The organism is Bordetella genomosp. 2 (assembly GCF_002261345.1).
Taxonomy (GTDB): Bacteria; Pseudomonadota; Gammaproteobacteria; order Burkholderiales; family Burkholderiaceae_B; genus Bordetella_A.
On record NZ_NEVT01000008.1, the window covers coordinates 202,932 to 229,178 of the forward strand.

Below are 26,247 nucleotides of genomic sequence, written 5' to 3' on the forward strand. Positions count from 1 at the left end.
CCGAAGGGTGAGCAGGCCCTAGAGCAGCCAGTCGATGGGCAACAGCGACAGCAGCCACATCAGGGCGCGCTGCCACCAGCGGGTGCCCGGTTCGGTGTCGTAGCGCCGCTGCCCGTCCGCGTCCTGCGCCAGCCAATACAGCCGGTCGTCCGCCGCCAGGCGGACCTGGTAGGCGTGGCTGGAAAGCTGCCGGTCGAACACGGCCTCGACCCGCGCGGCCAGCGCCGGACTGTCGATGACGAACCCCAGTTCGGTATTCAGCTCCAGCGAGCGCGGATCGAAGTTGAACGAGCCGACGAATACGCGCTGGCCGTCCACCGCGAAGGTCTTGGCATGCAGGCTCGAGCCCGAGCTGCCGAACGGTCCCAGCCCGGGCGCGCGCTCGCCGGACTGGCTGCGCATTTCGTACAGTTCCACGCCCGCCCGCAACAACGGCTTGCGCCATTTGGCGTAGCCCGAATGCACCACCGCCACATCGGTGGCCTCGAAAGCATTGGTCAGCACGCGCACCTTGACGCCACGCCGCACCATCTGGGCGAAGGCCTCCGTGCCGGCGGCGGTGGGCACGAAATAAGGAGACACCAGCTCGAGGTGGCGGGCCGGCTGGCCGATCGCGGCCTGCAACTGCTGCGCCAGGGTGGCGTCGTCGCGCGTGCGGCCCAGGGCCTTGGCGGGATCGTCGCTGACCATGCGGGTCGGCGCCCATTCCATGGGGAGCTGCTGCGCCAGCAATTGGCGGATGAACGGCAGCTCGCCCAGCGCCCGCACATACGCGCGGGCGGCCGGATCGCTTTCCACCCGCGAGGCCGACCGGTGCAGCGCCTCCAGTTGCGCGGCGTCCGGGCGCCGCACGACCGATGCCACCGGATAGGCCGAGTCGCTGGCCCAGTAGCGGTCGAAATCGGCCGAAACGTCGCGCACCACATCGCCGACGGCCAGCACGTCGAGATCGGCGAACAGGACGCCGTCGGTGGCGCCGAAGTATTCGTCGCCGACATTGCGGCCGCCGATGATGGTGGCCGAGCTGTCGGCCGTGAACGACTTGTTGTGCATGCGCCGGTTCAGGCGCGTGAAGTCGGTCAGGTAGCCCAGCATCTTGGGCTGGCGCAGGACGAATGGATTGAACAGCCGCACTTCGATGTTGGGATGCAGGTCCAGTGCGGCGAGCACGGCGTCCAGGCCGGCGGTGCCGTTGTCGTCCAGCAGCAGGCGCACCCGTACGCCCCGCTCGGCCGCGTCGAACAGGGCCTCCAGCAACAGCGTGCCGGTCATGTCGTCGCGCCAGATGTAATACTGCACGTCCAGCGTCTTCTGCGCGGCACGGGCCAGCAGGGCGCGCGCGGCGAAAGCGTCGTGCGCGTCATACAGGGGATGGAGGCCGGACCGGCCCGGATGGGCATCCGCCATGGGCGCGATGGCCCGGCCCAGCGCGGTGGCCCTGGCCTGCTCGGGCGCCAGCGCGCTGGAGGCGGGACGGTTCTCGAGCGGCGGCAAGCTGCATCCTCCCAGCACGCCCGCGCACAGCGCCAGCATCGCCAGGCCCGGCCGGCGGGCGGCGCGGCAGCGGGCGCGCAGCGGATTCAGGGACATTGGGGATCCGCCCCATGGGGAGCGAGGCCCCGGTCGAGCGCGATCCGTTCGTCGAATACGAAGCACTGGCCTTCAAAGCCCCGCCCGTCGGTTTCCTCGAAATACTTGAGGATTCCGCCGTCGAGCTGGTAGACGTGCTCGACCCCTGCATCGGCCATGTACAGCGCGGCCTTTTCGCAGCGGATACCGCCGGTGCAGAAGCTGACCACGGTCTTGCCGCGCAGGCTGTCCCGGTTGGCCTGCAGCGCGGCGGGAAACTGCGTGAAGCGCTCGATGCGCCAGTCGATCGCGCCGGCGAAGGTGCCGGCATCGACCTCGAAGGCATTGCGCGTATCCAGCATGACCACCGGCCGCCCGGCGTCGTCGGCCCCCTGCTCCAGCCAGCGCGCCAGGGTGGCGGGGGCCACGGCCGGCGCACGTCCGGCCTGCGGACGAATGGCCGGGTGGTCCATGCGGATGATCTCGCGCTTGACCTTTGCTCGCAGCCGGCGAAACGGTACGATTGCCGAATGACTGCGCTTGACCTCGAGATCAGCGAAGCGCGTATCGGCGCGCAGCCAATCGAGGAATTCCTCGATGCCGGCCGCCGTACCGGCCAGGAACAGGTTGATGCCCTCCTCGGCCAGCAGGATCGTGCCCTTCAGCGCCGCGGCCTCGGCGCGCGCCAGGGCCCGGGCCTGCAGCTCGGGAAGGCCGTCCAGGAACACGAACTTGTAGGCGGCAATATTGACGACTGAGGACATGGAAGGCAGCATGGCGGCAACGGGATGAAGCGCATAATAGTAGTAAACAACCAGAGCAGAGGGGCAGGCGCCGTCACCGGTGTCATTGCGGTGTGGGGGGGTCCTGGCGGCGTGCGAATTCGAGCACGTCGCCGTTATGCACGTTGAACGTCAGGTGGCGCGGCGCGCCGCCGCTGTCCAGGGTAAAAGAACGGATATCAGCCAGCGCTTTCAGATAGGCAGCCTCGAGCTGCGCGCGTTCAGGGGATGGGCAGGCCATGCGGGTGCTGGCGGGAGCGGAAATCGACAATTTCCCGCCTTGTAGCTTGTAACTGCCCATGTATCGGTTGCAACCGGAGAACCCGCTCACCCGGTATTGGCTATCGTGGGCCAGGAAGGTAAGGCGGATGGGCTCGCCGTTGTCGCCGTGGGAAATGGGCCGGGCTGCGCCATCGGCGGCGACCCAGCGCGTCAGCTCCCAGCTGGTCTGGGCCAGTGAATCGGCGCTGGTGGCCGCATTGGCGGCGGCCGCCCCCTGAGCGGTGGCGTGGCCGGTGGTTTCGGCGCAGCCGGCCAGCCCCCATGCCAGGCTGGCCAGCAGCAGGCCTCGGGCGAGCGTAGAAATCGGCATGACAATGCTCCGCAATACAGTACGAACCTTCTACTGTAACGCGGGGCGGGCCGGGCATTTATGAGCAGTTGGCGCGGACAATCCGCGCAGATGGGCGGAATTGTATCAATCCGAGAGTCATATTCACATATATACACATTTGAGGTTAAATGACACACAGCGTCACACAACAACAGCAGCCAGACCTCGCCCCTGCCGATAACCCCGATTTATTCTTGATCCCCGCGAATCAGGCGCCCGGCCGTGCCTTGCTACAGCCTATCCCGCGCCGCCACCCTTATCCAATTTATAAGCACATCGCGCGCCGCGGAGTTTCTGACGCGGCGGCCAGGCCGACTCTGGATCCTCCATCGGAAGGGAATCATGAATAGAACGTTGGATGTCCTCTTTCTTGCTGGAGATGACACCGCACACCCGCAGCAGATCGCCGATCTGTCGCACCTCGGTTTTCAGGTCCATCGGTATGCCGAACTGGCCGACCTCTATACGCACGTCGCACGGCATGCCGTGTCCTTGATCGTGCTGACCGGCTCCCTGCCGAAGATCCATATTGCCGCGGCCCAGCTGCGCGCCATGCGGCAAACCCTGGGCATCATCGCCCTGTCGGCCTTCGCCGACAGCGAAGCGCGCATCCGTACGCTGCTATGCGGCGCCGATGCCTGCCTGGACACCAGCGCCAGCGGCCTGGAACTGGCGGCGGTATTCCAGTCGCTGCTGCGGCGCGTCGCCGACGTGGCGCCCACCGCCGTCGCGGAGCCCGCGGCGGCGCCCAAGAGCGTGCCGCTGGAAGCCGCCAGCCTGGTCGAACCCGGGGAACCCGCCTCGCCGGGCTGGCGCCTGGTCAGCAAGGGCTGGACCCTGATCGGTCCGGCCGGGCAGGAACTGGCATTGACCACCGCCGAGCGCGGCTTCCTGCTGCGGCTGGTGCGGGCGCCCGACAAGAAGGTCAGCCGCGATACGCTCATCGCCGATGGCGTACAGTCCGGCGAAGCAGCCGAGGGTGAACGCCGCGGGCGCTTCGTCGACGTCATGATCAGCCGCATGCGCCGCAAGGCGGCGGCCAACCATATGCGCCTGCCGATCAAGGCCGTGCACGGCTGGGGCTACATGTTCACGGCCGACGTGGTGGAAGAAGCGGGCTCATCCGAGGAATGACGCCGCGCCGGAATGGCGCGGGCTCATTCGAATACGTGGGACACGGACGCCGAGCCGCCGGACGGCACATTGACCGTGGTGTGGTAATCGGACGCGGCCGGGTTGCGGATCGTGATCTGGTGGCGGCCCGGCGACAGGGTCAGGCGATTCAGCGGCGGGCTGATGCCGCGCGGACGGCCGTCAACCAGCACTTCACCCCACGGCTGCACATGAATACGGATTTCGCCTGACGCCGGCGGCGCCGGCTCGGGAGGCTTCGGCGCGTCGGCGGCTTGGCCGGCCGGGTCGGTGGGTTCAGTGGAATCAGCCGCGCCGGCCGGCCCGGGCTGGCCGGGGACCGCGCCAGGCAACGCGCCCGCGGGCGCGTCGGCCGCCGGATCGGCGGCGTCCGGCGGCGCGGTCGGCGGCGCCGGCTGGTCCGGGGAGGCAGGGAGCTGCCCGGCCGTGCCGGGCAGCTCGCCTGGCGGGGCGGCAGGCGCGTCGGCGGGCGGGGGCGCGGCCCCTTCGGGCGCGGGAACGGCGACGGCGGGTGGCTGCTCGGGCGCCGGGGCCGGGGCCGGGGCCGGGACAGTCGCGGGTGCGGCCGGCCCGTCCGGGGCGGTTTCCGGGCTTGGGGCCGGCGCCGTGTTGTCGGCAGGCGCCGGCCGGTTGTTCAGGTCCGACAAGGCCGGCGGCGTGGGTACCGGCGCCTCGACCGCCGGCGGCGGCGCCGTGTCGCGCGCGGCTTGCTGTACCGGCGGTTGCATGCCGGGACGCAGCCACAGATAAGCCGCCAGGGCCACGGCGGCCAACACACCCAGCATGACGAGCAAGGGCACGCGCGGGCCCGGCGCGCTGCGCGGCGGCGGCAGGGCGGGCGGCGGCGCCGGCTCGGCCGCGGCGGCCGCGGCGGGTGCCTCGGGCGCTTCCGGCCGGGCGACCGCCACGCCGAACGCCGCGGCCAGCGCCTCCATGCTCTGCGGGCGCGCCTGCTGGTTCATCGACAGGCCCTGGTCCACCGCGCGCAGGAAATCGGCGTCATAGCCGCCCAGCTCGCGCCCGGCCAGCGGCACATAGGTGTCCTTGACGCAACGCGCCAGCGCGGCCGGGGGCGGCGCGCCTACCACCATGGTGTGCGCCACGGCGCTCAGCGCGTAGACGTCCGTCCAGGGCCCGCACGGGTGTTCCGGGTCGTCCGTATATTGCTCGAAAGCGGCATAGCCGCCGATGCGCAAGGTGCCCTCCGCATCGGGCGCCGGCTCCAGGGGCGGCACCAGCAGATGGGCCTTGCCGGACGTATCCAGGCCGATCGTGCTCATGGCGATGGCCCCATGCACCTGGCCCTGCGCGTGCAGCCGCGCCAGCGGCTCGAGCAGGTCCTGCAGCACGCGGCGGATGCGCGCCTGCGGCACGCCGCCGCCCGCGGCGGCGGCGATCGCGCTCAACGGCCGATGGCCGGACCAGTTCGCACTGGCGGCGGCGCGGGTCGACGAGGTTGCGGGAGAGGCACTCATACGGGGACTCCGGGGCTCTTGCGTCGCCACTAGCTCCAGGCGGGCAGCGACGCGAACAGTCGGGTGAACAGGGCGGCGTTCAGCGAACCGCCGTGCACATAGGTTTGCAGCGCGGCGCCGTCGACCTGGTTGGTCCACCAATAGCTGGTGTGCGAGCTGGGATTGAAGCAGAACGGCAGGTCGGGCCAGGCGGCCAGGGTGCGCTTGGCCACCGGCTCGGCGTCGCCCTCCAGGCCCGCATTGAGGATGTCCATGATGTCGCTGCCGCTGGAACGCTCGGCCGGCTGCACGGGCCCGGGCACGCGGATCTCCATCAGCTCGCGGTCGAACTGCTCGGCCGCGCAGCCGTGCCGCACCGCCGACAGCATGCTGATGCCGATCTGCCGGTAGTAGTCGGAGGCGCCATCGAGCATGCTGCTGTGATACTTGTCTTCCGGAATGGCCATGATGACGCACAGCGGGTAGCCGCGCCCGACCCGGTCGCGGCTGGGGGCGATGCAGCCCATCTGTGCCACGCTGCCGCTGGGGCCGGAGGGAATGGCGAAATTCCAGATCGGTGCGGCCGCGAAACTGCGCGCCGCGCTGTCGTCAGGCGCCTGCTTGAGCGCCGCCAGCCCGTACTGCAGCCAGCGGTCCCACCAGGCGATCAGGTCGCGCGGCAGGCGCCGGTGCATGAAGTCGCCCGCGGCGGGAATCTTGCCGTACCACCCCAGTTGCCCCCTCGAGTCGTCTGGTCCCATGGCTGAACACCCTAGCGGCCGGGGCAGGAGAACCCCTGCATCTCGGCAAGATGGAAAGGACTTTTCACGCTGCTGGCCGTGATCTCCAGCACGACTTTACGGCCATTGATGTCGAATGTGGCGATCGTCACCTCCGGCGACGGGCCGCGCCGCAACTGCGCCTTGTCCAGCAGGCGATTCAGGGCCCACGGCCCCGAGGCCGACAGGCCGGCCGCGCCGGTCTGCGGCGTCAGCTCGATGCGCGCCTGGTTGCTGCCGCGCGGGCCGGGCCACTGCACCGTGGTGGCCACCTGCGGGCCGTGCGCGTAGCGCACCGTCTGGCCGTCCACGTCCATGAGGAACTGGGTGATCTGCGCGTCCATCTCGATGGGGCGGATCGCCACGCGGTACGACGGCAGCGGGTTGCCGGCCGTGAAATACACGTCGCGGATGACTCCGGCGCGCTGGAACGCGTCCAGGTAGCCGGCCTTGTCGCCCTGCTTGCCGTCGATGCCCGGCTTGAAGCGCCAGCGCGACCCGGATACGTCGATCTGGGTGGCGAGATGCTTCTGGAAGAAGTCGTCCATCATGCCGTTGGGGCCGAACAGCCGCGCCATGTCGTTGGGCGCCACGTCGCGCGAGGAGCCGGAGGCGAACGGATAGCGCCCGGCAATGGACTGGCGGCAGAACAGCCCGATGGTAGCCGACACCGTCTCGCCCATGCGCGCGCGCGTGGCGTCGGAAATCTCGCCGGACGCCTTGACCGACAGCGTGTTGAGCAGATCGCGCAAGGGCTCGGGCAGGCGGCCCGCCTCGGCGCGCAGCTTGGTCACGACATCCGAGCCGGGGGCCGGGCTGGCGCTGCGCAGGGCGGCGTCGGCGGCGGTCAGGTAGGTGTAGAGCTCGTTGATGAGGCCGGTGGTTGCCGTGATGGCGGGCGGCGAGCCCTGCGCCTCGCTGTGCGCCAGGCGGCGGTACGGCTCGAAATGCAGGTCGACGATGCGCTCGAGCTTTTCATCCGAGGCGTCGGCCCGCACGGCCGCGCTGGGCCCGGTGGGCCCGAACATCTGCTCGAGCGCCTCGCGCGTGCTGCTGACGCGGTCGCGCGCCTGGTCCATCAGGGACCGCGCGTCGCCCGTGTCGCGCAGCAGCGTGGTCTCGCGCGCCACGCCCTGCACCAGCTGCACCAGCGGCGATTCCGGCGCCGACAGCGTGCGCGCCATCTGGATGTTCTGCAGCAGCGAAGTGGTGGGGGCCAGTTCCAGGTCGTTGAGGTACGCGTCCCACTGCTCGACGTAGTCGTTCATGTACAGCCGCTTGATGTCGACGATCAACTGCTGCTGCGCGCGCTGGTCGAGCACGCCGGGGGCGGCGATGTTCAGCACCCAGGCATCGTCCTGCCGCAGCAGTTCCGCCACCTGGGTCACGCGCTTGTTGAAGACGTTCCAGTAGCCGTTGTAGCTGTACAGCGAAGGGATGCCCTGCGTCAGGGGCTTGCCGCTCTTGCGCACGAACACCGCGCTGGCCTGCGGCCCGCCCAGCGTGATGGCGGTCTGCTCCGGCGCCTGCTCGCTATTGGCCAGCATGCGGCGCAGGCGGCTGTAGGCGCGCTGCGCCAGCGTGAAACGCGCCAGCCGGTCGCGCGCCTCGGTCACCAGTTCGTCGTCGCGGGGGAATGGCGACGCCAGCACGCGCCCCTGGACCAGGTTGCGCAGGTGCAGCGACATATGCTCGTACTGGCTGCGCGTATAGCCTTCCGGCAAGGTTTTCTGCATGTCCGACAGCAGCCAGGCATGCATGAACTCGGCGTCGTAGTGGTCGGCCTCGTACAGCATCAGGTAGGCCCGCAGCGCCTCGTAGGAAAACTCCAGGTCGTTGGGCGCGGCCTGGCGCAGGGCGGTCTCGATGCGCCGCGCCACCTGGGGCAGCAGCACGTCCTCGAGCGTATCGCGGTATACGCCCTGCGCGGCCGACTGCATCTTGCGGCCCTGGTACAGGCCCAGCTGGTATGTCAGGGGGGGTTCGTCCAGCTCGAAATTGGCGTGGCGCGGCAAGTACCACAGGCTGTCCAGGAACGGCATCAGGCCCAGCACGTCGCCGGCGCGCGTGATCTTGATGTCGCGGCCGAGCTTCTCGACCGTCGGCACGCGGCGCGCCACCTCATCGACATAGGCGGCATTGTTGCGGTAACTGATGGCCCAGCCGACCAGCAGCGCCACGAACAACACCGTGATCAGACCGTAGCCGGCCCAGTGCAGGCGGCGATAGCGGCGCTCCCAGCGCAGGTTGCGCCCGGCCAGGCCCGCTTCGCGGAAGATGACGTCCTGCAGCAGGCCCTTGAGGAAATAGCTGCGCCCCTCGCCTTCGCCCGGTACGGTCGGCGCGGGGGCGGGCCCGCCGTCGATGCGCAGATAGCGCTTGAGGTGGCCGGTCACCTGGTCGAAGGTCTCGCCGCCCTGGGTGCCGCTGGTGAAGTACACCCCGCGCGGCACCAGCCGGGCCTCGAACTTCGAGGTGGCGAACACGTCGCTCAGGAAATGGCCCAGCACGGCCTGCAGGCCGGCGAACTGCTGCGGCAGCATATAGGCCAGCGCGCGCCGCGACGGGTCGGTCTCGGCCGCCAGCACTTCCGGCAGCGCGTCGTCCAGGCGCCGCTGCAGCAGCCGGTACTCGGCGTGGAAGGCCTCGTACAGGTCGAAATCGGCCTCCTGCGTGCGCGTGTACGGCAGCGTGAAACCCCACACCTGCGACAGGTCCTCGCGGTTGAACGAGGCGAAGTACTCTTCGAACCCGGACAGCAGGTCGGCCTTGGTCACCAGCACATAGACCGGGAACTGGATGCCCAGCTGCTCGCGCAGTTCCTGCAGGCGCCGGCGCAGCACCGCGGCGTGCTGCACGCGCTCGGCATCCGAGGCCGCCAGCAGGTCCTCCACGCTGATGGTCAGCATGGCGCCGTTGATGGGCTGGCGGCCGCGGTACTTCGAGAGCAGGCGCAGGAAGCCCTTCCATTCCTCTTCGTCGCCGGTGGCGTCGCTTTCGTGCGTGGTATAGCGGCCGGCCGTGTCCAGCAGCACCGCGTCGTCAGTGAACCACCAGTCGCAATTGCGCGTGCCGCCGACGCCGCGCAGCGCCACCTTGCCGAAGCGGTCGGCCAGCGGGAAATTCAGCCCGGAGTTCACCAGGGCGGTGGTCTTGCCCGCGCCCGGCGCCCCGATGATCACGTACCACGGCAGCTGGTACAAGTACTGCTTGGAGAAGCGGTCGAGCGACAGGCGCCGCTTGCCGCCTTCGAAACGGGTCTTGCGCAGCAGTTCGACCGCTTCATTGAAGCGCTCTTCCAGCTGGCGGATCTCCGGGTTGCCGGGTTCGGGCTCGACCTTTTTCTTGGCCGCCGGCTTGCGCAGTTGCCCGAGCAACTGCGCGTTGAGCCGGCCCTCGCGCCACTTGCGCCAGATGATGCGCAGCAGCCACAGCGCGAACAGCGCCACGATGACGATGATGCGCGTGGTCTCGCTTTCCAGCGGCCGCGTGGTGCCGATGGCCAGCAGCGGCCCCGCGATCCAGATCAGCAGCGCCAGCGCGACCAGGCCCAGGAAGTTCCACAACCCCCGGCTGAACAGAAAACCAAATACGTTGTGGATCATTGCTGCGCACCCTCGACCGTCTCTGCCCTGGGCACCGGCGGCACCATCAGCGTGATTTCGACGCGGCGGTTGCGCGAACGGCCGGCCGCCGTATCGTTGGGCGCCACCGGATCGGCGTCGCCGCGCCCTTCCGCGCGCACCCGGCTCGGGTTGTCCAGGCGGCCCTCCAGCAGTTCCTTGACCGCGTCGGCGCGCGCCTGCGACAGGTGCCAGTTCGACGGGTAGCGCGCGCCGCGCATGGGAATGTTGTCGGTGTAGCCGCGCACCAGGATGTTGCCCTCGGTCTCGCGCAGCGCGTCGGCCACCCGCGACAGCACGGGCAGGTACTGTTCGCGTACATCGGCCGAGCCGGATTCGAACAGGCCGTCGCCGCGCAGCACCACCACGCTGCGGTCGACCTCGTCGCGCACCGTGACCAGGTCGTCGCGGATCTCGGGCGCCAGGAACACCGCCAGGCGCGGCGACGGCGCCGGCCGGCGCGTCGGCGCGATCTGCACGGTGGGCGGCTTCAGGGCGCTGACCGCCGTGAACACCTCATCGGACTGGCCGCTCAGGCGCCACGCCAGGCCCCAGTAGACCGCCAGCGCCAATACGCCGGCCAGCACGCCGAACACCCACAGCGGCACCGGCAGGCGGCGCAGTTGCGTCTGGGCCGGCACGTCCTGCCAGTGCGGCGAAAGGGCGCGCGGGTAGTCGCCGCGGGCGCCGCGCAGGATGCGCAACAGCCGCTGGCGCAAGGTCTCGAGCTGCGACCGGCCGTTGTCGGCGACCCGGTAGCGGCCCTCGAAGCCCAGCACCAGGCAGTAGTACAGCAGCTCGAGCAGATCCAGGTGCTGGCTGGGATTCTGCGACAGCTTGGCCAGCAGCTGGAAGAACTTCTCGCCGCCCCAGGTCTCGTTGTGGAAAGTCACCAGCAGGCTGTGCGCCGACCAGACGCCGTTGCCGCCCCAGGGGGTCAGCGCGGCCGCCTCGTCCAGCGCCGTGCACAGGCAGTAGCGCGCCCCCAGGATGGTTTCGTTGGGAATGCCGGCCTGCTGGGCGCGCAGTTCGAACTGCCGGATCTCGTCGAGCAAGTGTTCGCGCAGCATGGCCGGCGACGGGTGCGAGACGGTCGCGCGGATCTGCGGGATGAGGTCGAGCAGCGGGTTGGCTGCCGCCACCAGCGGGTTGGAACCGCTGATGACGTATTCGTGCGGCCGGAGCCGGCTCGAGGCCGACGCGGCGCCTTCGGGAATGCCCCCGCCCAGCGGTCCGGGCAAGGCGGTATCGGAAGCATGCATGAGTCTCTCCGGGCCGTTTTCAGTATGGACAGGCCCTTAATCGCGCAAAGCCCAGAACTCCATGGACAATCCGGGGAACTCGCCGGCCAGGTGCAGCGCCAGGGCGCCGGTGCGCTCCAGCTGTTTCCAGAAATCGCCGCCCTTGTCGAGCTCGAAATAAACGTGGCCCGCGCTGTAGGGAATCTGCCGCGGCGCCACCGGCAACGCGCGCACGGTCACGCCCGGCAGCTGCAGGTGCACCAGGTCGCGGATGCGCTCCACCGGCCCGATCTTGACCTGGGCGGGGAAGCGCGAACGGACCGTATCCGACGGCATGTCGGCGTGCACGGCCAGCACGAAGCCGGCGGTGCGCAGCAGCTCCAGGTCGGGGATCTGCGCCACGCGCACGCCCTGGCCGCGATCCTGCAGCGGTATCTGCAGGGCGTGCTGTTCCAGCACGGCCGACAGCGAGCGGCGCAGTTCGTCCATCAGCGCGCCGAAAGTCGCCTGCAGGTCGTCGTGCGCGTATTCCGGCAGCACCTCGGGACGGCGCGAGGCCGCTGTATAGGTGGACAGGTCGCAGGCCAGCATCAGCCAGTCGTGGAACAGGCGCTCGGGATGCAGCCACTCGGCCTGGCGGGCATGCCAGAGCGCGCCGATGTAGCGGTTGACCGTTTCGAGCAGCATGAAATCGGAGACCTCGGACACCCCGCCGCGCCCGGGCTGGGACAGGCGCGCGGCCAGCGCCTCGCTGCGCGCGTTGAGCAGCCCGTACAGCTCCTGGGTGAAGCCGAGCAGCAGCGGATGGCTGCCGGCCGCCAGCCACGGCGCGATATAGCGGTCGTCGAGCACGACGCGATTGTCGGCGCGGCGCTCGACCACCCGGACGACGCCCAGCCCCAGCCACTCCTCGCCCAGGTCGGTTTCCAGCATCAGGCGCAGGCGCAGGCGCCCCAGCTGCAGCAGCGCCGGCTCCAGGCCCATCGAGCCGGAATCCTCGACCTCGGCTTCCCGTACCAGGTAGCGCGCCAGCGAATCGGGCTCGTCTTCGTACTGCACGTCGGTGGCGCCCGGCCGCACCCGCGGCAGGGCCAGCATGACCCGCACGTCCTGCGCCTGCTCGGGCACGTCGAGCGCGGCCGGCGCGTCGTCGGGATGCGAGAAATCGAACGGCGTGCCGTCCGGCAGCACGCCGCGGGCCTCGGTCAGCACCAGCTTGCCCACCGCCAGTGCGTCGCGGTCGATGGCCAGGTGGCTGAAACCCCAGTAGAACCCATGCAAGGCCCCGGCGCGCTGTTGCAGCGCGCCTTCCAGATAGCGTTCGAACTGCTGAAAGTGCTGGGGACGCAGGAACATCCCCTCTGACCATATGACCTTGCTCTTCTGTGCCATGGCTATGCTTGCGATGAAGTTGCGGGCGGGGACTGCGGACACATGCGGGCGTGCGACGGGATGCGGGGTTCCTTTGCCTGGGCGGGGCCTAGAATGGCCACCACGAACGCTCCCGGTCGGTCACCGCCAGCCCGTTGTCCTTCACCGAAACCTTGATGGTCTCTTCGTTCGGAGAGAACTGCCAGATCTTGTAGATATTGGTGTTCTGCGCCTCGGGCAGCGGCACGACCAGCCGCCAATGGCTTTTCTCGAGCTCGCGATAGGCGGCCACGATGCCCACCATGCGCGCCTCGGCGCTGCCCGTGTACTGCAGGATCTTGGTTTCCCCCGGCCGCAGGATGGCCTGGTCGGTGTTGAGCAGTTCCTTGCCCAGCGCGGCCTGCGGATCGGACTGCAGCGAGAAGAAATCGCGCGACTCGAAGCCGCTGGACGAGCTGAGCTCGTAGATGGTGACCTGGATCGGCGAGGGCCGCCCGTTCGCGTCGGGGTTGACCTTCGGGTCGACCGCCAGTTCGATCGCGTAGGGGACCGGCACGCGCCGCGCGGTGGACGAACAGCCGGCCAGCACCACCAGCGCGGCGATTCCCGCGCAGAGCGCCCTCAGGGCAACGGTAGCAGTCTTGCGGAACACCATACGCGCGGTCAGCCCCCTGGGATGATGGAGAAAGCGTGTATGACAAGGGAAAAACAAGTAGCTGTCGTGTAAATACAGAAATAGTTACCACTGTTACGGAACTTGGGGAAGATTTCCGCGCTTCGATATATTTTCATAACGCTCCGACATCTGTTCGGTCATGACGGCTGGCTATCATCGAGATGTCCGCGCCTGTCGATCGCGCGCCAGCGCACCGGAGATTCTCCGCATGAAGCTAACCGTTCTTCAACGCCACGACGATCCGGGTTTTTCCCCGATATCGGCAATATTCCACGCGCCCGGCGGCACGCTGGGCCGCTCGGCCGACAACCACCTGACGCTGCCGGACGCCGAACGCGCCATCTGCCGCGTCCAGGCCGCGGTGCGCATCAGCGGCGATGCCTGCTACCTGGTCAACCTGAGCGGCATGAGCCAGGTCAGCATCAACGGCCGCGCCGTGTCGCGCGACCAGGAAGTGCCCCTGTCGCCCGGCGACGAACTCGCCATCGGCCCCTACCGGCTGCGGGCCGACGACCCGGCGGCGCCGGCCGAGGCCATTGCCGCCGTTGGCGCGGCAGCCGCGGCAGCCGCGCCAACCGACGTGCTGGCCGAGCCCGACCCCCTGCTGGAGAGCCCGCTGCTGGACGATGTCGACCTGACGCCGCCCGCCACGCGCCCGGCGCCGCCCGAAGCGCCGCCGGCCGCCATGGCCGCCGCCGCGCCGCAAGCGCCGGTCGCCGACACGGCCGGCCTGCCGCCGGTGGACATCCCCGCCGCGCACCTGCCGGCCGCCGACCTGCCGCCGCTCGAACTGCGGCCGGAACACCACGACGCGCCGCGCGCGCGCGATGCCGCGTACGACGATCTCGATACCGCGGCGGCGCCCGCGCAGGCGAGCGGCGGCGCTGCCGACCGCCAGCCGCCCGCGCCGCGCCTGCCGGACCTGCCGGACCTGCCGTCGCTGGACCTGGAATCCGACGACGACGCGCCGCCGGCCACGTCCCGCGCCGCCGCGCGGCCGCCGGTCCAGCCCGCCGCCCCGGGTCCGCTCGATGCGCCCTTCGGCGACATGGAGCCGTTGGCCGCGGAACCCGCCGCGCCGCAATCCGACCCGTCGGACGTCTTCAGCGACCTGTTCGGCCCCGGCACGCTGCCGGTGGGCAGCGTGCCCGATGTCTCGGCGCACCCGTTCGACCTGGACTCGGCCCAGTCGCGCAATCCGGAGGACCCGCTGCGCCAGCTGCCGCGCGGCGACGCCAACGTAGCCGGCCCGCTGCGCGATCCGCTCGATGCGCTGGCTTCCCCCGACAGCGACGATGCGCACAACGTATTCTCGGACCAGACGCCCTCCACCCTGCCCGCGCACGACCCGCTGGCTCCGCACCGTTCGGACCCGGTCAGCGACACGCTGAACCGGCCGCGCGACGAAGCCGGCGACGGCCGCGCCGCGCGCGACCACCTGCGCGAATACGGCGGCTACCTGCGGCCGGCGCACGTCAAGCCGAGCGACGAGCCGGAGCGGCCCGCGCAGCCGCCGCGCCGCAAATAGCGGCCGGCGCGCGCCCGCCTACTCGTAGCGGTACTGGAACTCGCCGCCGTCCGCCGACAGCGTCACGGCGGCCACCGCGCGCCCTTCCATGGACGCAGTCAACAATTCGCGGCTGATCTGCGGCAGCACCCTATTGGTCAGGATCGCGTCCACCATGCGCCCGCCCGATTCCACCTCGGTGCAGCGGGCCACCACCAGCGCCGTCGCCGCCGGGCTGACCGTCAGGACGATGCCGTGGTTGTCGAGCAGGCGCCGGCGCACGCGGTCGAATTGCAAATCGACGATGCGGGCCAGCATCTCGTCCGACAGCGGCAGGTACGGCACCGCCACCAGGCGGCCCAGCAGGGCGGCCGGGAAGGCCTTGAGCAGCGGTTCGCGCAAGGCCGCGGCCAGGCCGTCGGCGTCGGGCATGAGCTGCGGGTCGCGGCACAGGCTGGCGATCAGGTCGGTGCCGACGTTGGACGTGAGGATGATGACCGTATTGCGGAAGTCGATATAGCGCCCCTCGCCGTCCTCCATCCAGCCTTTGTCGAACACCTGGAAAAAGATCTCGTGCACGTCGGCATGGGCCTTCTCGACCTCGTCGAGCAGCACCACGCTGTAGGGGCGCCGCCGCACCGCTTCGGTCAGGACCCCGCCCTCGCCGTAGCCGACGTATCCGGGCGGCGCGCCCTTCAGGGTCGATACCGTGTGCGACTCCTGGAACTCGCTCATGTTGATGGAGATGAGATTCTGCTCGCCGCCGTACAGCGCCTCGGCCAGCGCCAGCGCCGTCTCGGTCTTGCCGACCCCGCTCGGGCCGCACAGCAGGAACACGCCGACCGGCTTGTTGGGATCGGTCAGGCGCGCCCGCGAGGTCTGGATGCGGCGCGCGATGGCTTCCAGGCCATGCCGCTGGCCGATGACGCGCTGCTCCAGCGTGTCGGCCAGGCGCAGCACCGACTGCGCCTCGTCGCGCACCATGCGGCCCACCGGGATGCCGGTCCAGTCGGCCACCACCGATGCCACGGCGGCGGCGTCCACCGCCGGGTAGATGAGCGGGAGCTCGCCCTGGCGCTGCGCCAGTTCGGCCTGCGCCTGGGCCAGCTCGGCGCGCAACCGCGCCGGATCGGGCGGCGCGGCGGCCGCGTCGGGCGCGCCGGCGCCGGGCGTAGCGGGCGCGGCCGGCGTGGCGGCGGCGTCCTGGTCGAGCGCGCGGCGCAACTCGAACACCCGCGCCGCCAAGGCGCGCTCGGCCTCCCAGCGGGCGGCCAGGTCCTGCTCCTGCGCGCGCGCCTGCGCCAGGTCCTGTTCCAGGCGCGCGACGCGGGCTGCGTCGGCCGCGCCCAGGCGGGCTTCGCGCGCGGCGATGCGCTGCTCGGTTTCGAGCGCCTCGATGCGCCGGCGCGCGTCCTCGAGCGCCGCCGGCACGGCGTGCTGGCTGACGGCCACCCGCGCGCAGGCGGTATCCAGCAACGCCACGGCCTTGTCGGGCAGCTGGCGGGCCGGAATGTAGCGATGCGACAGCGACACTGCGGCCGCGATGGCCTCGTCCAGCAGCAGCACCTGGTGGTGGCTTTCCAGCGTGGCCGCCAGGCCGCGCAGCATGCCCAGGGCGCGCGGCTCGGCCGGCTCATGGATCTGCACCACCTGGAAGCGCCGCGTCAGCGCGGGGTCTTTCTCGATGTATTTCTTGTACTCGGACCAGGTGGTGGCGCCGATGGTGCGCAACTGGCCGCGCGCCAGCGCGGGCTTGAGCAGGTTGGCCGCATCGCCGGTGCCGGCCGCGCCGCCCGCGCCCACCAGCGTATGGATTTCGTCGATGAACAGCACGATCGGGCTGGGGCTGGCCTGCACTTCGTCGATCACGCCGCGCAGCCGCTGCTCGAACTCGCCCTTCACCCCCGCGCCGGCCTGCAGCAGGCCGATATCCAGCAGGTACAGCGACACATCGCGCAGCGGCGGCGGCACGTCGCCGCTGGCCAGGCGCAGGGCCAGCCCCTCGACCACGGCGGTCTTGCCCACGCCGGCCTCGCCGGCCAGCAGCGGATTGTTCTGGCGCCGCCGCATGAGAATGTCGACGATCTGGCGGATTTCCTCGTCGCGGCCCGACACCGGGTCGATCTCGCCGGCGCGCGCCCGCGCGGTCAAGTCCACCGCGTACTTGGCCAGGGCCCCCGCTCCTTCGCCCGGCGCCGCGCCGGCGGCCGTGGCCGGCTCGGCCGGCTGCGCCGTGGCGTCTTCCGGCGAACCCCGCACGATATCTTCAAGTTGCTCGAGCAGCACGTCCGGCACGATGCGCGAGAACTGGTCCGACATGCCCAGCAGCACATTGCGCAGCGCGTACGTCTTGACCAGCCCGGCCATCAAGTGCCCGCCGCGGATGCGCGCCGCGCCATAGCGCAGGGAACCCAGCACCCAGGCCCGCTCCACCGCATGGTCGATGTGCTCGGACAGGTCGGACACCGAGCCGGCCCCGCGCGGCAACTGGTCCAGCGCGCCGGTCAGGTCCGCCTGCAGGCGCCCCAGGTCCAGGTCGAAGCGGCGGGCGATGCGATGCAGGTCGCTGTCCTGCGTGTGGACGATCTGGTGGATCCAGTGCACCAGCTCGACATAGGGGTTGCCCCGCAACTTGCAGAACGAGGTGGCCCCTTCCAGCGCCTGGTAGAGCAGCGGGTCGAGCTTGCCGAAGAGATCGATGCGGCCAATGTCGGACATATCGTTGTTATGTTGAGCTTATGGGAAATGGAATCAGTCGGGCGCGGCGCAACCCAGCGACAGCACGATGCCGCCCTCGCCCGCCAGGCCGGCGTCGCTGGCCAGCGTCAGCGTGCGCGCGCCAGACTCGCGCACGCGCAGGCTGCCGCGTTGCAGGAGACTGCGGTGGCCGCCTTCCAGCACGGCCTGCGAGGTATACGTGGCAATGGCCGACTTGCAGCCGCAGCGGCCGATCGATTGCTTGAGCCGCAGGTCGGCGCGCAGCAGCAACTGGCCGTCGGCCGTGCTGCGCAGGCCGGGCCGGACATCCACGCAGGCCGCCAGCGCGTTCTCGACCGTGACCGGCCCGGCCGCCTGCGCCGCCGGGACACACAGCGCGGCCGCCAGCAGGGCCGCCAGGCGCAGGGGATTATTCGACAAGCGTGCCTCCATTGGTGGCACGGTCGCCCACATAATCGACCTTGATGATCATGGTCGCGCGCCCGTTGCCGCGCGCATAGGTGCGCAGCAGCGGGAAGATGCGGCCCTCGACTTCGATGCAGCCGTGGCTGTAGCCCTTGGTGGAATCGTGCAGGTAGAACCCGCCGCGGATCGGCGCGCAGCGGTTGCGCGTGGCCGCGTCGGCCGGCTCCATGCGCGCGCGGTTGCTACCCCAGTTGACCCAGAACTCTTCGCAGTCGCCGGCGTCCGCGCCGCGCGGGATCGACTGGATGCCCCAGGCCGGCTTCAGGTTGCACGCGCCGCGGCCGTCGTCCTGCGCCACGCCCTGGTCGGCCAGGAATACCTTGTAGTAGCCCGGCGGCACGGGGCCGCTTTCCGGCGTGCAGAACTCGGCGGGCGTCTGGAAGCCGGGCAGGCCGCTGGTGGCGCGGAAACTGCCATGGCCGGCCCAGTTCAGTCTCTGGCCGTCGTAGATCATGTCGTGCTTCACGGGTACCCCCCCTGTGGTTGCGGATTCGATAAGACCTTGCGCCGCGCCGCGCGCTCGCGGCCCTCGTAGTCGAGCAGCAGGTCGCGGGCGTCGCCCTGCTCCGGCCGGCGCTTGCCCAGCCACGACGCCAGCCCCAGCGGCTGGCGGCCGCCCAGCGTGACGCCGCGCACCTCCTGCCGCCTGAGCACCGGCCGCACATCCCAGGCCAGCTCGACGCCGATATAGTCGCGCACCCAGTGCGTCAGTTGCCGCGCGCGCTTGCCGCCCGGCAGGAAACTGGCGTAGTCGTCGCCGGCCAGCGGCCCCACCTCAATGCGGAACTTGTGCTGCGCGTCGCGCACGGCGGCGCCCAGGATGGTGTCGCGGCCGAGCGCCTGGTTGCCGCCCAGCCCCAGGCGCTGCGACGGCGGCAGGCGGATCCATTGCGGCACGAACTCGCGGATGCGCACCGGCAGCGCGAAGAACGTCTGCAGGATCTGCTTCAGCCCTTCCGGATTGCGGGTCTGGCGCAGCAGGTGGCCGGCCATGAAGAACTTGGCGTGGTCCATCACCGTGTCGCGACGCAGCATGGACGGCACGCCCATGTGCAGCAGGCTGGCGATGTAACGCGTGAAGCGCTCTTCCTTGCGGTCCAGGCTCACGGTGCTTTGCGCATCCGCCCAGGCACGGTAGAACAGCAGGATGAGCCGGTGATGGAAGATATCGGCGAACGCGGACAGGGTGTGGTCGCCGTAGTGGTGGATGCGCTCGCGCGCGTATTCGGTCAGGTGCAGCGGCAGCGGGCCATTCGGCCCGAACAGGCCGAAGCTGTAGATGGACAGCTCCGGCGGCCGGCCGTCGCGCGCGCCGCGCGCCGCCGCCAGGGTCGAAGGCGCGAATGCCATCGAGGGCTCCTGGCGCAGCCGCACGGGCTCGCTGCGCGCGACCGTGTCGCGCCCCAGCGGCGCGCGCGCGCCGGCCCGCGCGTCGATCCAGCGCAGCACGTTGAACAGGTCGTAGGCGTAGGGCTCGCGCTCCAGGTCGCGCCAGAATTGCGGCGGCAGCGTGCCCGCCGCGGGGCGCGGGGCGTCCCCGGACGCCGCGGCCGCCTCGGGCGCGGAATCGGCCGCTTCGGTCAGGACGCTGGCCACGGCTACCCCATGTGGATCTGCTTGGCGTCCACTTTGACCAGGTTCTCGCCCGTGACCATGGTGTACGAGGCGTGCAGGCGGGCGCTCTTGTCGGCCCGGTAGTCGAGCGACCCGGCGCGCACGTGCTCGACTTCCTCCGCGGCGCGGAACGTCACGCGCGACAGGAACGACAGGCGGTCCATGACCGCCTCGTAGGTCTTGCCGATCAGGCGCGTGGCGCCCACCGTGGCGCTCACCTCGGCGGCCGTGTACTTGGCCTTCTCGGCGACGAAATGCGCGTCCGTGGCCTGCAGCCTGAACGCGCCGGTCTCGACCTGGACCGCGTCCCGCCCCGCCAGCCGCACTGCGCCCGCGGCCTCCAGCGCCACGTTGCCGCTATGCGAGCGCAGCACCATGTCGCCGGCGGTCTCCAGGCTGGCCTGGCGCGGATCGGCCTGCCGAGTCACGGCGATCAGGTACACGCGCGCGGCGTCGGGACCGCTGATCAGCACCTCGTCGCCTTCCCGCGGCGCCAGCAGGCAGCTGGCGGCCTGGCGGGCATGCCAGGTGCGGCCGTCGCAATCGACCGTGAAAATGCCGTCCTCGTCGCGATGGGTAACGGTGCCGATCAGGTGGACCGGGTCATAAACGGGGTATTGGCGCTTCGCCGCGGCGGTTTTCATGGCGCATTCCTTTCAATCTAATGGGCCGGCCGCCTAGACGGCCGGCCGGGCTCCCATACGGGGCTTCCAGCGGGCGATCTCGCCGCGCTGCAGCGTGGACAACACCAGCTCCGACATCATGTTGATGGATACGTGGCGCGCGAAGAACTGCTCCAGGACCGCGCCGAACAAGTACGGGCTGATGCCCGAGAATGCCGCCTCGTCGACCTGCAGGCCGATGCGCACGCCGCGGCCGTAGACGATCGGCCCCGGCACCGGCAGGCGGTGGTGCATGGGTTCGGCCAGCACATGGCGCACGCCGGAGATATGCTTGCGCACCACCGGATCGGCCAGGTTGCCGTACACGTGCAGCATCTCGCGCAGGGTCTGCGCCCCCTGCTCGGCGTCCAGGTCGATCAGGCTCAGGTAATTGAGCCCCAGGTGGCTGATCAGGTGCCAGGTGGCGGCGTTCTCGGCCAGGGCCGTGTGCGGCCGCGTCGGCCCGTGCAGCACCTTGATGGCGCCCACCGGCGCCGATACCCGCAACGTCAGGTCGGTGTCGGTGCCCAGCGGCAGCAGCATCGCCAGGTCGCGGTTGGTGCACAGGGTCTCGAGCGTCAGGTGGCGCAACTGGCCGGAAAACGGCGCTTCATGGCGATCCACCAGCGACACGAACACCTCGCTGCCCGTATAGCCAGTGCGCGTGCCGTTGCGCTGGGCCTGGTCCGACAGCAGGCGGGGCTCGCGACGCAGCGAGTAGTACGCGCCGTAGTCGTCCGGGTCGGCGCCCAGCGTGCCGTAGAACGGCCGGAACTCCTGCTCCGGCCGCTCCGCCGACGCATGCCCCAGCACGCGCGTCACGCCGAAGACTTCATAGTCCAGCGGACGGGTGCGGTCCACCACCAAGTGGTATTCGTTGGTGCGCGGCGTCACGGCGATGCGGTCGGCGCGCTTGGGGAACAGGTTGATCACCGGCGCGCAGTGCAGCGCCAGGTGCTCGGCGGCGATGGCGCCCTCCAGTTCGGGCGCGGCGGTCGAGAACAGCAGGGTCAGGTCGAAGCGGCGCGTTTCGCGCCGCGCGGCCCCGGGCAGGGGCGGCGTGCGCAATCCCTGCTTCAGGCCGTTCAGGCTGAAGAACAGGTAGCGGCGCGGAAAGGCGAAATACTCCTGCAGCAGCCGGTAGCCCTGGAACACCCGCGAATCGGCCGGCAGCAGCGCCTGGTCGTCATCGAAGCCTTCATGCCGCACCGCGCTGGCGGGCAGCTTGTTGATCCAGCTGACGGGGCGGGCGGTGTCGTGGCCCAGCACGGCCACGGTATGCCCCATGATCACTTCCAGCAGCCGCTGCATCTGCAGGTCCTGCCCGGCCAGGTGGAACACCAGCTGGTCCAGGTCCATGTCCTCCAGGCGCACGCCGCCGCACACTTCGATGCGGATGCGCAGGGCGCTCAGCACCCGGCCGTTGCGGCCGCCGAAACCCAGGCGGGTCAATGGCAGGTCGGGCGGCGTGCCGGTGAATTCGGCCTCGGTCACGCGCAGCGGCCACAGGCGCACGGCATGCCCGGTCATGAATTCGCACGGGGTCTGCTCGCCGCGCGGCAGCCTGCCGCGCAGCAGCGTGCCGCGCGGCAGGTCGAAGCCGCGCGCCAGCGTGCCCTCGTTCATGCTGGGCGACAACTGCACCACCGCCATGGCCGGCGTGGGCGCCAGGTAATTGGGGTACACCACTTCCAGCAGCCGCTGCGAGAAGCGCGGGAATTCCGCGTCCATCTTCAAGTGGATGCGCGCGGTCAGGAAACTGAAACCCTCGAGCAGGCGCTCGACATACGGGTCGGCCACCTCGGTGCCGTGCATGCCGAGCCGGCCGGCCACCTTGGGGTACATCTGGGCGAACTCCGCGCCCATCTCGCGCATGTACACCAGCTCGCGGTTGTAATAGTCGAGCAGGCGCGCGTCCATCAGGTCGCTCCTCCGAGGTCGCGCAGGTCCATGTGGCCGCTTTCCAGGTCGATATCGGTGCGGAACAGGAATTCCATCGGATGCGGCACGCACCACAGCATGCCCTTGATCTCCAGGCTCAGCACGTTGTGGTGTTCCAGCGTGCCGGTGTCGGTCACGCAGCGGACCTCCACCGACGAATCCAGGATGCGCGGCTCGAACGAGGCGATGGCGTTGCGGATCGAGTCCTCGACGTCGACCCAGTCGATTTCCGACATGCGCTTGCCGGCCATCGCCCGCACGCCGAAGTTCAGCGTGGAGTCGGGCACATAGCGATAAGGCGACAAGTCATCCGTGGTCTGCAGGTTGACGGTATTGAGCAGCCAGCGCAGGTCGCGCAGCACCGCCGTGCGCAGCTCGGCATGCGTCAGCATGGCCGCCTCGCGCGGCTCCTGGCGCCTGGAAGGATCGTCGTCCATCAGCCGGTCGAGCAGCGACGGCTGCAGGCGGTCGCGCGCCACCCGCTCGCTGCGCGGCAACTGTTCCCAGGGACGAAGGGCCGCGTCGAACTGCCCCATCAGGTCATCTCCAGCACGCGCACATCCAGCAGCGCGTGCTCGCCTTTATCGGTCATCCACATTTTCTGGCCCAGCCCGGCATAGGTGTCGCCGGCAAGCGGCAGCCAGTCAGTCATGCGACCCAGTTTGACGCCGTCGGCCAGGTCGGCCAGGCGCTGCCCGGGCGGCGCCGGATAGCGCGCCGGCACCAGGCCATGCAGGGTGCGTCCGTCCTCCAGCGCGATCTCGGCCTGCGCCCACACCATGTCGCTCAGGCCCTCGGGCGCCAGCAGGCGCACGCTGCGCAAGCCGCTGAAGGGCAGCCAGCCGTAGCGGCCGCCCGCGATCACTTCGAATACCGGCCCCAGGCGACTGTCGCCGTCGCTGATCCAGTCGAACGACGCGGGGGCGTCCTGGCCGGCGCATTCCAGGCGGCCGGCGCGCGCCTGCGCGGCCTCGTAGGCGCGCGCGCGCAGGTCGGCCGCTTCCTGCGGCGCATCGGCATCGCGGCGCAGCGCCTGCAGCAGGTCGCCGAACCATTCCGGCGGCGCGCCGAAATAGGCCGGCTCGCCCTGCCCGGCCAATACGCCCTCGCGCTGCCGCTCGGCCACGATGGCCTGCTCGTACAGCACCGCCATGGGCTGTGCCTGGGAATTCAATTGGGCGCAGAGCGCGAGCTGCTCGGACGCGCGCGCCCAGTCGCCCTGCACGGCCATCAGCTGGAACAGCTGCGCGCGCAGGTCGGCGTCGGCCGGCTGGCGGCGGATCTGCGCCTGGACGGTCTCCAGGTGTTGGGACAAGCTGCTTTCGCGCAGCGCGACAGCGGGTTTGGTCATGGACTAGGCACCGCGCAAAGAGACGGGAAGCCGGCGCGCGGCCCGAAAGCCGCGCGCCGGCCGGAGAGAGGGCGCGCGCTAGCGCGTCAGCCCACTTCCTTGTTCTGCTTGATATCCCAGGCGACCAGGCTTTCCGCGCCCTTGCCGCCCTGCTCGGTCTGCTCCCAGTATTGCTGCTTGACCTTGGCAGCCTGGAAAGCGTAGTTGACCACCACGGCTTCCGACTTGGGTTCGGCCGACAGCTGCACCGACGACACCAGCACGTCCTCCAGCGTGATCTTCGTGTATTCGATCTGCTGGCCGCCGGCCTTGCAGACCGACAACTCGATCTTGCTCAGGTGCTTGCCGCTGGCGCAGTGCTTCATGACGGCCGGGGCCGCCTTGTCGATGCGCGCAACGACGTGCAGGTCGTTGAAGCTGGCCTTGCCGGCGCCCAGGCCGCCGCCGCTTGCCATGTTGCCCGGCTGGGTGGCGCCCCACGAGAACGAGATGATGTCGCTCCAATTCTTGTGGTTGGCATCTTTCGACTCGCCATTGGCCCCGTCGATCTTCATGAACATGTCAACAGCCACTTCTCTCTCCTAAGTTGCAGTCACGGCACGACGTGCCCTGGAAAAATGTCCATCAGCCATCGTTCTTCTTCAACGAGGGCAGCTTGGACACGAGGCGCAGCGACACCGTCAACCCTTCGAGCTGATAGTGCGGCCGCAAGAAAAACTTGGCAGAGTAATAACCGGGGTTGTCCTCGATCTCCTGGACCTGGACCTCGGCGGCGGCCAGCGGCTTGCGGGCCTTGGTTTCCTGCGACGAATTGACCGGATCGCCATCGACGTAATTCATGATCCAGTCGTTGAGCCAGCGCTCCATGTCGTCGCGCTCGCGGAACGAACCGATCTTGTCGCGCACGATGCACTTCAGGTAGTGCGCGAAGCGGCAGCACGCGAACAGGTACGGCAGGCGCGCCGACAGCTTGGCATTGGCCGAGGCGTCGGCATCGTAGTATTCGTGCGGCTTCTGCAGCGACTGGGCGCCGATGAAGGCGGCGAAATCCGAGTTCTTGCGATGCACCAGCGGCATGAAGCCGTTCTTGGCCAGCTCGGCCTCGCGCCGGTCGCTGATGGCGATCTCGGTGGGGCACTTCATGTCCACGCCGCCGTCATCGGTCGGGAAGGTGTGGCACGGCAGGTTTTCCACCGCGCCGCCCGACTCGACGCCGCGGATCGACGTGCACCAGCCGTACAGCTTGAACGAGCGGTTGATGTTGGCCGCCATGGCGTAGGCGGAGTTGGCCCAGGCATAGCGGTCGTGGTTGGCGCCGTCCGTGTCTTCCTCGAAATCGAACTCGTCGACCGGATTGGTGCGCGCGCCGTACGGCAGGCGCGCCAGGAAGCGCGGCATGGCCAGGCCGATATAGCGCGAATCCTCGGACTCGCGCAGGCTGCGCCAGGCGGCGTACTCGGTGTTGGTGAAGATCTTGGTCAGGTCGCGCGGATTGGCCAGCTCCTGCCAGGAATCCATCTGCATGACGTTCGGCGAGGCGCCGGCGATGAACGGGCAGTGCGCCGCGGCCGAGATGCGCGCCATCTCCGTCAGCAGCTCGACATCGGGCGGGCTGTGGTCGAAGTGGTAGTCGCCCACCAGGCAGCCGATCGGCTCGCCGCCGAACTGGCCATACTCTTCCTCGTAGACGCGCTTGAAGATGGGGCTCTGGTCCCAGCCCACGCCCTTGTGGCGCTTGAGCGTGCGGCCCAGCTCCTTCTTCGAGATGCACATCACACGGATCTTCAGCAGCTCGTCGGTCTCGGTATTGGTGACCAGGTAGTGCAGGCCGCGCCACGCGCCTTCCAGTTGCTGGAACTCGGGGTGGTGCATGACGAGGTTGATCTGGTCCGACAGCTTGCGGTCGATCTCGGCGATGATCGCCTGGATGGTCCGGTAGGCGTCCGACGACACGGCCACGCCGCTGTTCTCCAGCGCCTGGTGCGCCAGCGTGCGCACGGCGTGCTCCACCGCCTCGCGCGCCTGTTCGGTCTTGGGCTTGAATTCTTTCTTCAGCAGGGCGGACAGGCTGTCCGCTTCCAGCGTTTCGGTAGTGCGGGCATCCGCGCGTTTAGCCACAGCAGTCATCGCGTTCTCCGTTTATCGTTTACTTCTCGGCCGGATCGGCTTCGGGCGCATCCGCCTTGGGCGGGGCGGCATCCGGATTGGGTGCGGCGGCCAGCGCGTTCATCAGCGCCGGGTTCTTCAACACTTTGCCGATCAGCTCTTCCGCGCCGGTCTTGCCGTCCATGTAGGTCAGCAGGTTGGCGAGCTGGGTGCGGGCGTCGAGCAGCTCGTTCAGCGCGCCCACCTTGCGCGCCACCGTGGCGGGCGAGAAGTCGTCGATGCTCTCGAAGGTGATGTCGACGTTCAGGTTGCCTTCGCCGGTCAGCGTGTTGGGCACCTGGAAAGCGGCCCGCGGCTGGATCGACTTCATGCGCTCGTCGAAGTTGTCGATATCGATGTCCAGGAACTTACGGTCGGCCACGTCGGGCTGCGGCTCGACGGACTTGCCGGCCAGGTCGGCCATGACGCCCATGACGAACGGCAGCTGGATCTTGCGCTCCGCGCCGTAGATTTCCACGTCGTACTCGATCTGCACACGCGGGGCGCGGTTGCGCGCGATGAACTTCTGTCCGCTGCCTTTCAGTGTCGTTGCCATTTTGCTCTCCTGTCCTGAAATTGGTGCT

22 protein-coding genes are annotated in these 26,247 nt (G+C 69.5%); 2 read left to right on the plus strand and 20 right to left on the minus strand.

What is annotated here, in order from left to right; genetic code table 11:
* Positions 1-18 precede the first annotated feature (18 nt).
* The 3 genes from CAL24_RS19895 to CAL24_RS19905 form a co-directional block, all read right to left on the minus strand.
* A complete protein-coding gene (locus CAL24_RS19895; protein WP_283162979.1) occupies positions 19-1,590 on the minus strand; it encodes a phospholipase D family protein in 1,572 nt (523 codons plus the stop codon).
* Complete coding sequence (locus tag CAL24_RS19900) at positions 1,581-2,333, minus strand: sulfurtransferase (RefSeq protein ID WP_094807863.1); 753 nt, start codon at positions 2,331-2,333, stop codon at positions 1,581-1,583. The genes CAL24_RS19895 and CAL24_RS19900 overlap by 10 nt, the downstream gene beginning before the upstream one ends.
* 82 nt (positions 2,334-2,415) lie before the next feature.
* A complete protein-coding gene (locus tag CAL24_RS19905) occupies positions 2,416-2,943 on the minus strand; it encodes an META domain-containing protein (RefSeq protein ID WP_094807696.1) in 528 nt (175 codons plus the stop codon).
* Positions 2,944-3,306: 363 nt separating this feature from the next.
* On the opposite strand from CAL24_RS19905, the gene CAL24_RS19910 reads away from it, so the two are divergent.
* Complete coding sequence (locus CAL24_RS19910) at positions 3,307-4,098, plus strand: response regulator transcription factor (RefSeq protein ID WP_028352746.1); 792 nt, start codon at positions 3,307-3,309, stop codon at positions 4,096-4,098.
* Positions 4,099-4,121: 23 nt separating this feature from the next.
* Here CAL24_RS19910 and CAL24_RS19915 read toward each other — a convergent pair whose 3' ends face one another.
* The 6 genes from CAL24_RS19915 to tssJ all read right to left on the minus strand — a co-directional run bounded on the left by CAL24_RS19915 (position 4,122) and on the right by tssJ (position 13,239).
* Complete coding sequence (locus CAL24_RS19915; protein ID WP_141218101.1) at positions 4,122-5,591, minus strand: serine/threonine protein kinase; 1,470 nt, start codon at positions 5,589-5,591, stop codon at positions 4,122-4,124.
* A 29-nt stretch (positions 5,592-5,620) separates the two neighbouring features.
* Complete coding sequence (tagF, locus tag CAL24_RS19920; RefSeq protein WP_028352748.1) at positions 5,621-6,331, minus strand: type VI secretion system-associated protein TagF; 711 nt, start codon at positions 6,329-6,331, stop codon at positions 5,621-5,623.
* Between the two features lie 11 nt (positions 6,332-6,342).
* Positions 6,343-9,954, minus strand: a complete 3,612-nt coding sequence (gene tssM / locus CAL24_RS19925) for a type VI secretion system membrane subunit TssM (protein ID WP_028352749.1) — start codon at positions 9,952-9,954, stop codon at positions 6,343-6,345.
* Entirely contained in the window at positions 9,951-11,234 is a 1,284-nt protein-coding gene (locus CAL24_RS19930) for a DotU family type VI secretion system protein (protein ID WP_028352750.1), read from the minus strand. Before CAL24_RS19930 ends, tssM begins: the two co-directional genes overlap by 4 nt.
* Before the next feature lie 36 nt (positions 11,235-11,270).
* Positions 11,271-12,605 carry a type VI secretion system baseplate subunit TssK gene (tssK, locus tag CAL24_RS19935; protein WP_094807698.1) on the minus strand — a complete coding sequence of 445 codons (1,335 nt, stop codon included), beginning with the start codon at positions 12,603-12,605 and terminating at the stop codon, positions 11,271-11,273.
* Positions 12,606-12,693: 88 nt separating this feature from the next.
* Positions 12,694-13,239: a type VI secretion system lipoprotein TssJ gene (gene tssJ, locus CAL24_RS19940; protein ID WP_028352752.1), complete on the minus strand. Its 546-nt coding sequence runs from the start codon at positions 13,237-13,239 to the stop codon at positions 12,694-12,696.
* A gap of 229 nt (positions 13,240-13,468) precedes the next feature.
* Here tssJ and CAL24_RS24385 point away from each other — a divergent pair, with 229 nt between their 5' ends.
* The gene (locus tag CAL24_RS24385; RefSeq protein WP_249278593.1) at positions 13,469-14,788 is read left to right on the plus strand and encodes an FHA domain-containing protein; all 1,320 of its coding nucleotides are present in this window, start codon (positions 13,469-13,471) and stop codon (positions 14,786-14,788) included.
* Positions 14,789-14,806: 18 nt separating this feature from the next.
* Here the strand turns inward: CAL24_RS24385 and tssH are convergent, their stop codons facing one another.
* From tssH to tssB, 11 genes are all read right to left on the minus strand, one after another.
* Entirely contained in the window at positions 14,807-17,485 is a 2,679-nt protein-coding gene (tssH, locus tag CAL24_RS19950) for a type VI secretion system ATPase TssH (RefSeq protein ID WP_094807699.1), read from the minus strand.
* Between the two features lie 33 nt (positions 17,486-17,518).
* Positions 17,519-17,905, minus strand: coding sequence for a DUF2195 family protein (locus CAL24_RS19955; RefSeq protein ID WP_249278594.1), 387 nt, complete (start codon positions 17,903-17,905; stop codon positions 17,519-17,521).
* On the minus strand, positions 17,895-18,416 hold the full coding sequence (locus tag CAL24_RS19960) for a DUF2778 domain-containing protein (protein WP_028352755.1): 522 nt from the start codon (positions 18,414-18,416) through the stop codon (positions 17,895-17,897). Before CAL24_RS19960 ends, CAL24_RS19955 begins: the two co-directional genes overlap by 11 nt.
* Positions 18,413-19,546 (minus strand): type VI secretion system baseplate subunit TssG, encoded by a 1,134-nt coding sequence (gene tssG / locus CAL24_RS19965; RefSeq protein ID WP_028352756.1) that lies wholly within the window; start codon positions 19,544-19,546, stop codon positions 18,413-18,415. The genes CAL24_RS19960 and tssG overlap by 4 nt, the downstream gene beginning before the upstream one ends.
* A gap of 2 nt (positions 19,547-19,548) precedes the next feature.
* Positions 19,549-20,208, minus strand: coding sequence for a DUF3540 domain-containing protein (locus CAL24_RS19970; protein WP_028352757.1), 660 nt, complete (start codon positions 20,206-20,208; stop codon positions 19,549-19,551).
* Between the two features lie 33 nt (positions 20,209-20,241).
* The gene (tssF, locus tag CAL24_RS19975; protein WP_028352758.1) at positions 20,242-22,146 is read right to left on the minus strand and encodes a type VI secretion system baseplate subunit TssF; all 1,905 of its coding nucleotides are present in this window, start codon (positions 22,144-22,146) and stop codon (positions 20,242-20,244) included.
* Positions 22,146-22,703 carry a type VI secretion system baseplate subunit TssE gene (tssE, locus tag CAL24_RS19980; protein ID WP_028352759.1) on the minus strand — a complete coding sequence of 186 codons (558 nt, stop codon included), beginning with the start codon at positions 22,701-22,703 and terminating at the stop codon, positions 22,146-22,148. Before tssE ends, tssF begins: the two co-directional genes overlap by 1 nt.
* Positions 22,703-23,518 carry a type VI secretion system accessory protein TagJ gene (locus CAL24_RS19985; RefSeq protein WP_028352760.1) on the minus strand — a complete coding sequence of 272 codons (816 nt, stop codon included), beginning with the start codon at positions 23,516-23,518 and terminating at the stop codon, positions 22,703-22,705. The genes tssE and CAL24_RS19985 overlap by 1 nt, the downstream gene beginning before the upstream one ends.
* A gap of 86 nt (positions 23,519-23,604) precedes the next feature.
* Positions 23,605-24,090, minus strand: a complete 486-nt coding sequence (locus CAL24_RS19990) for an Hcp family type VI secretion system effector (protein WP_028352761.1) — start codon at positions 24,088-24,090, stop codon at positions 23,605-23,607.
* A gap of 52 nt (positions 24,091-24,142) precedes the next feature.
* Entirely contained in the window at positions 24,143-25,645 is a 1,503-nt protein-coding gene (tssC, locus tag CAL24_RS19995; RefSeq protein WP_028352762.1) for a type VI secretion system contractile sheath large subunit, read from the minus strand.
* Between the two features lie 19 nt (positions 25,646-25,664).
* Positions 25,665-26,219, minus strand: a complete 555-nt coding sequence (tssB, locus tag CAL24_RS20000; protein ID WP_028352763.1) for a type VI secretion system contractile sheath small subunit — start codon at positions 26,217-26,219, stop codon at positions 25,665-25,667.
* Positions 26,220-26,247 lie beyond the last annotated feature (28 nt).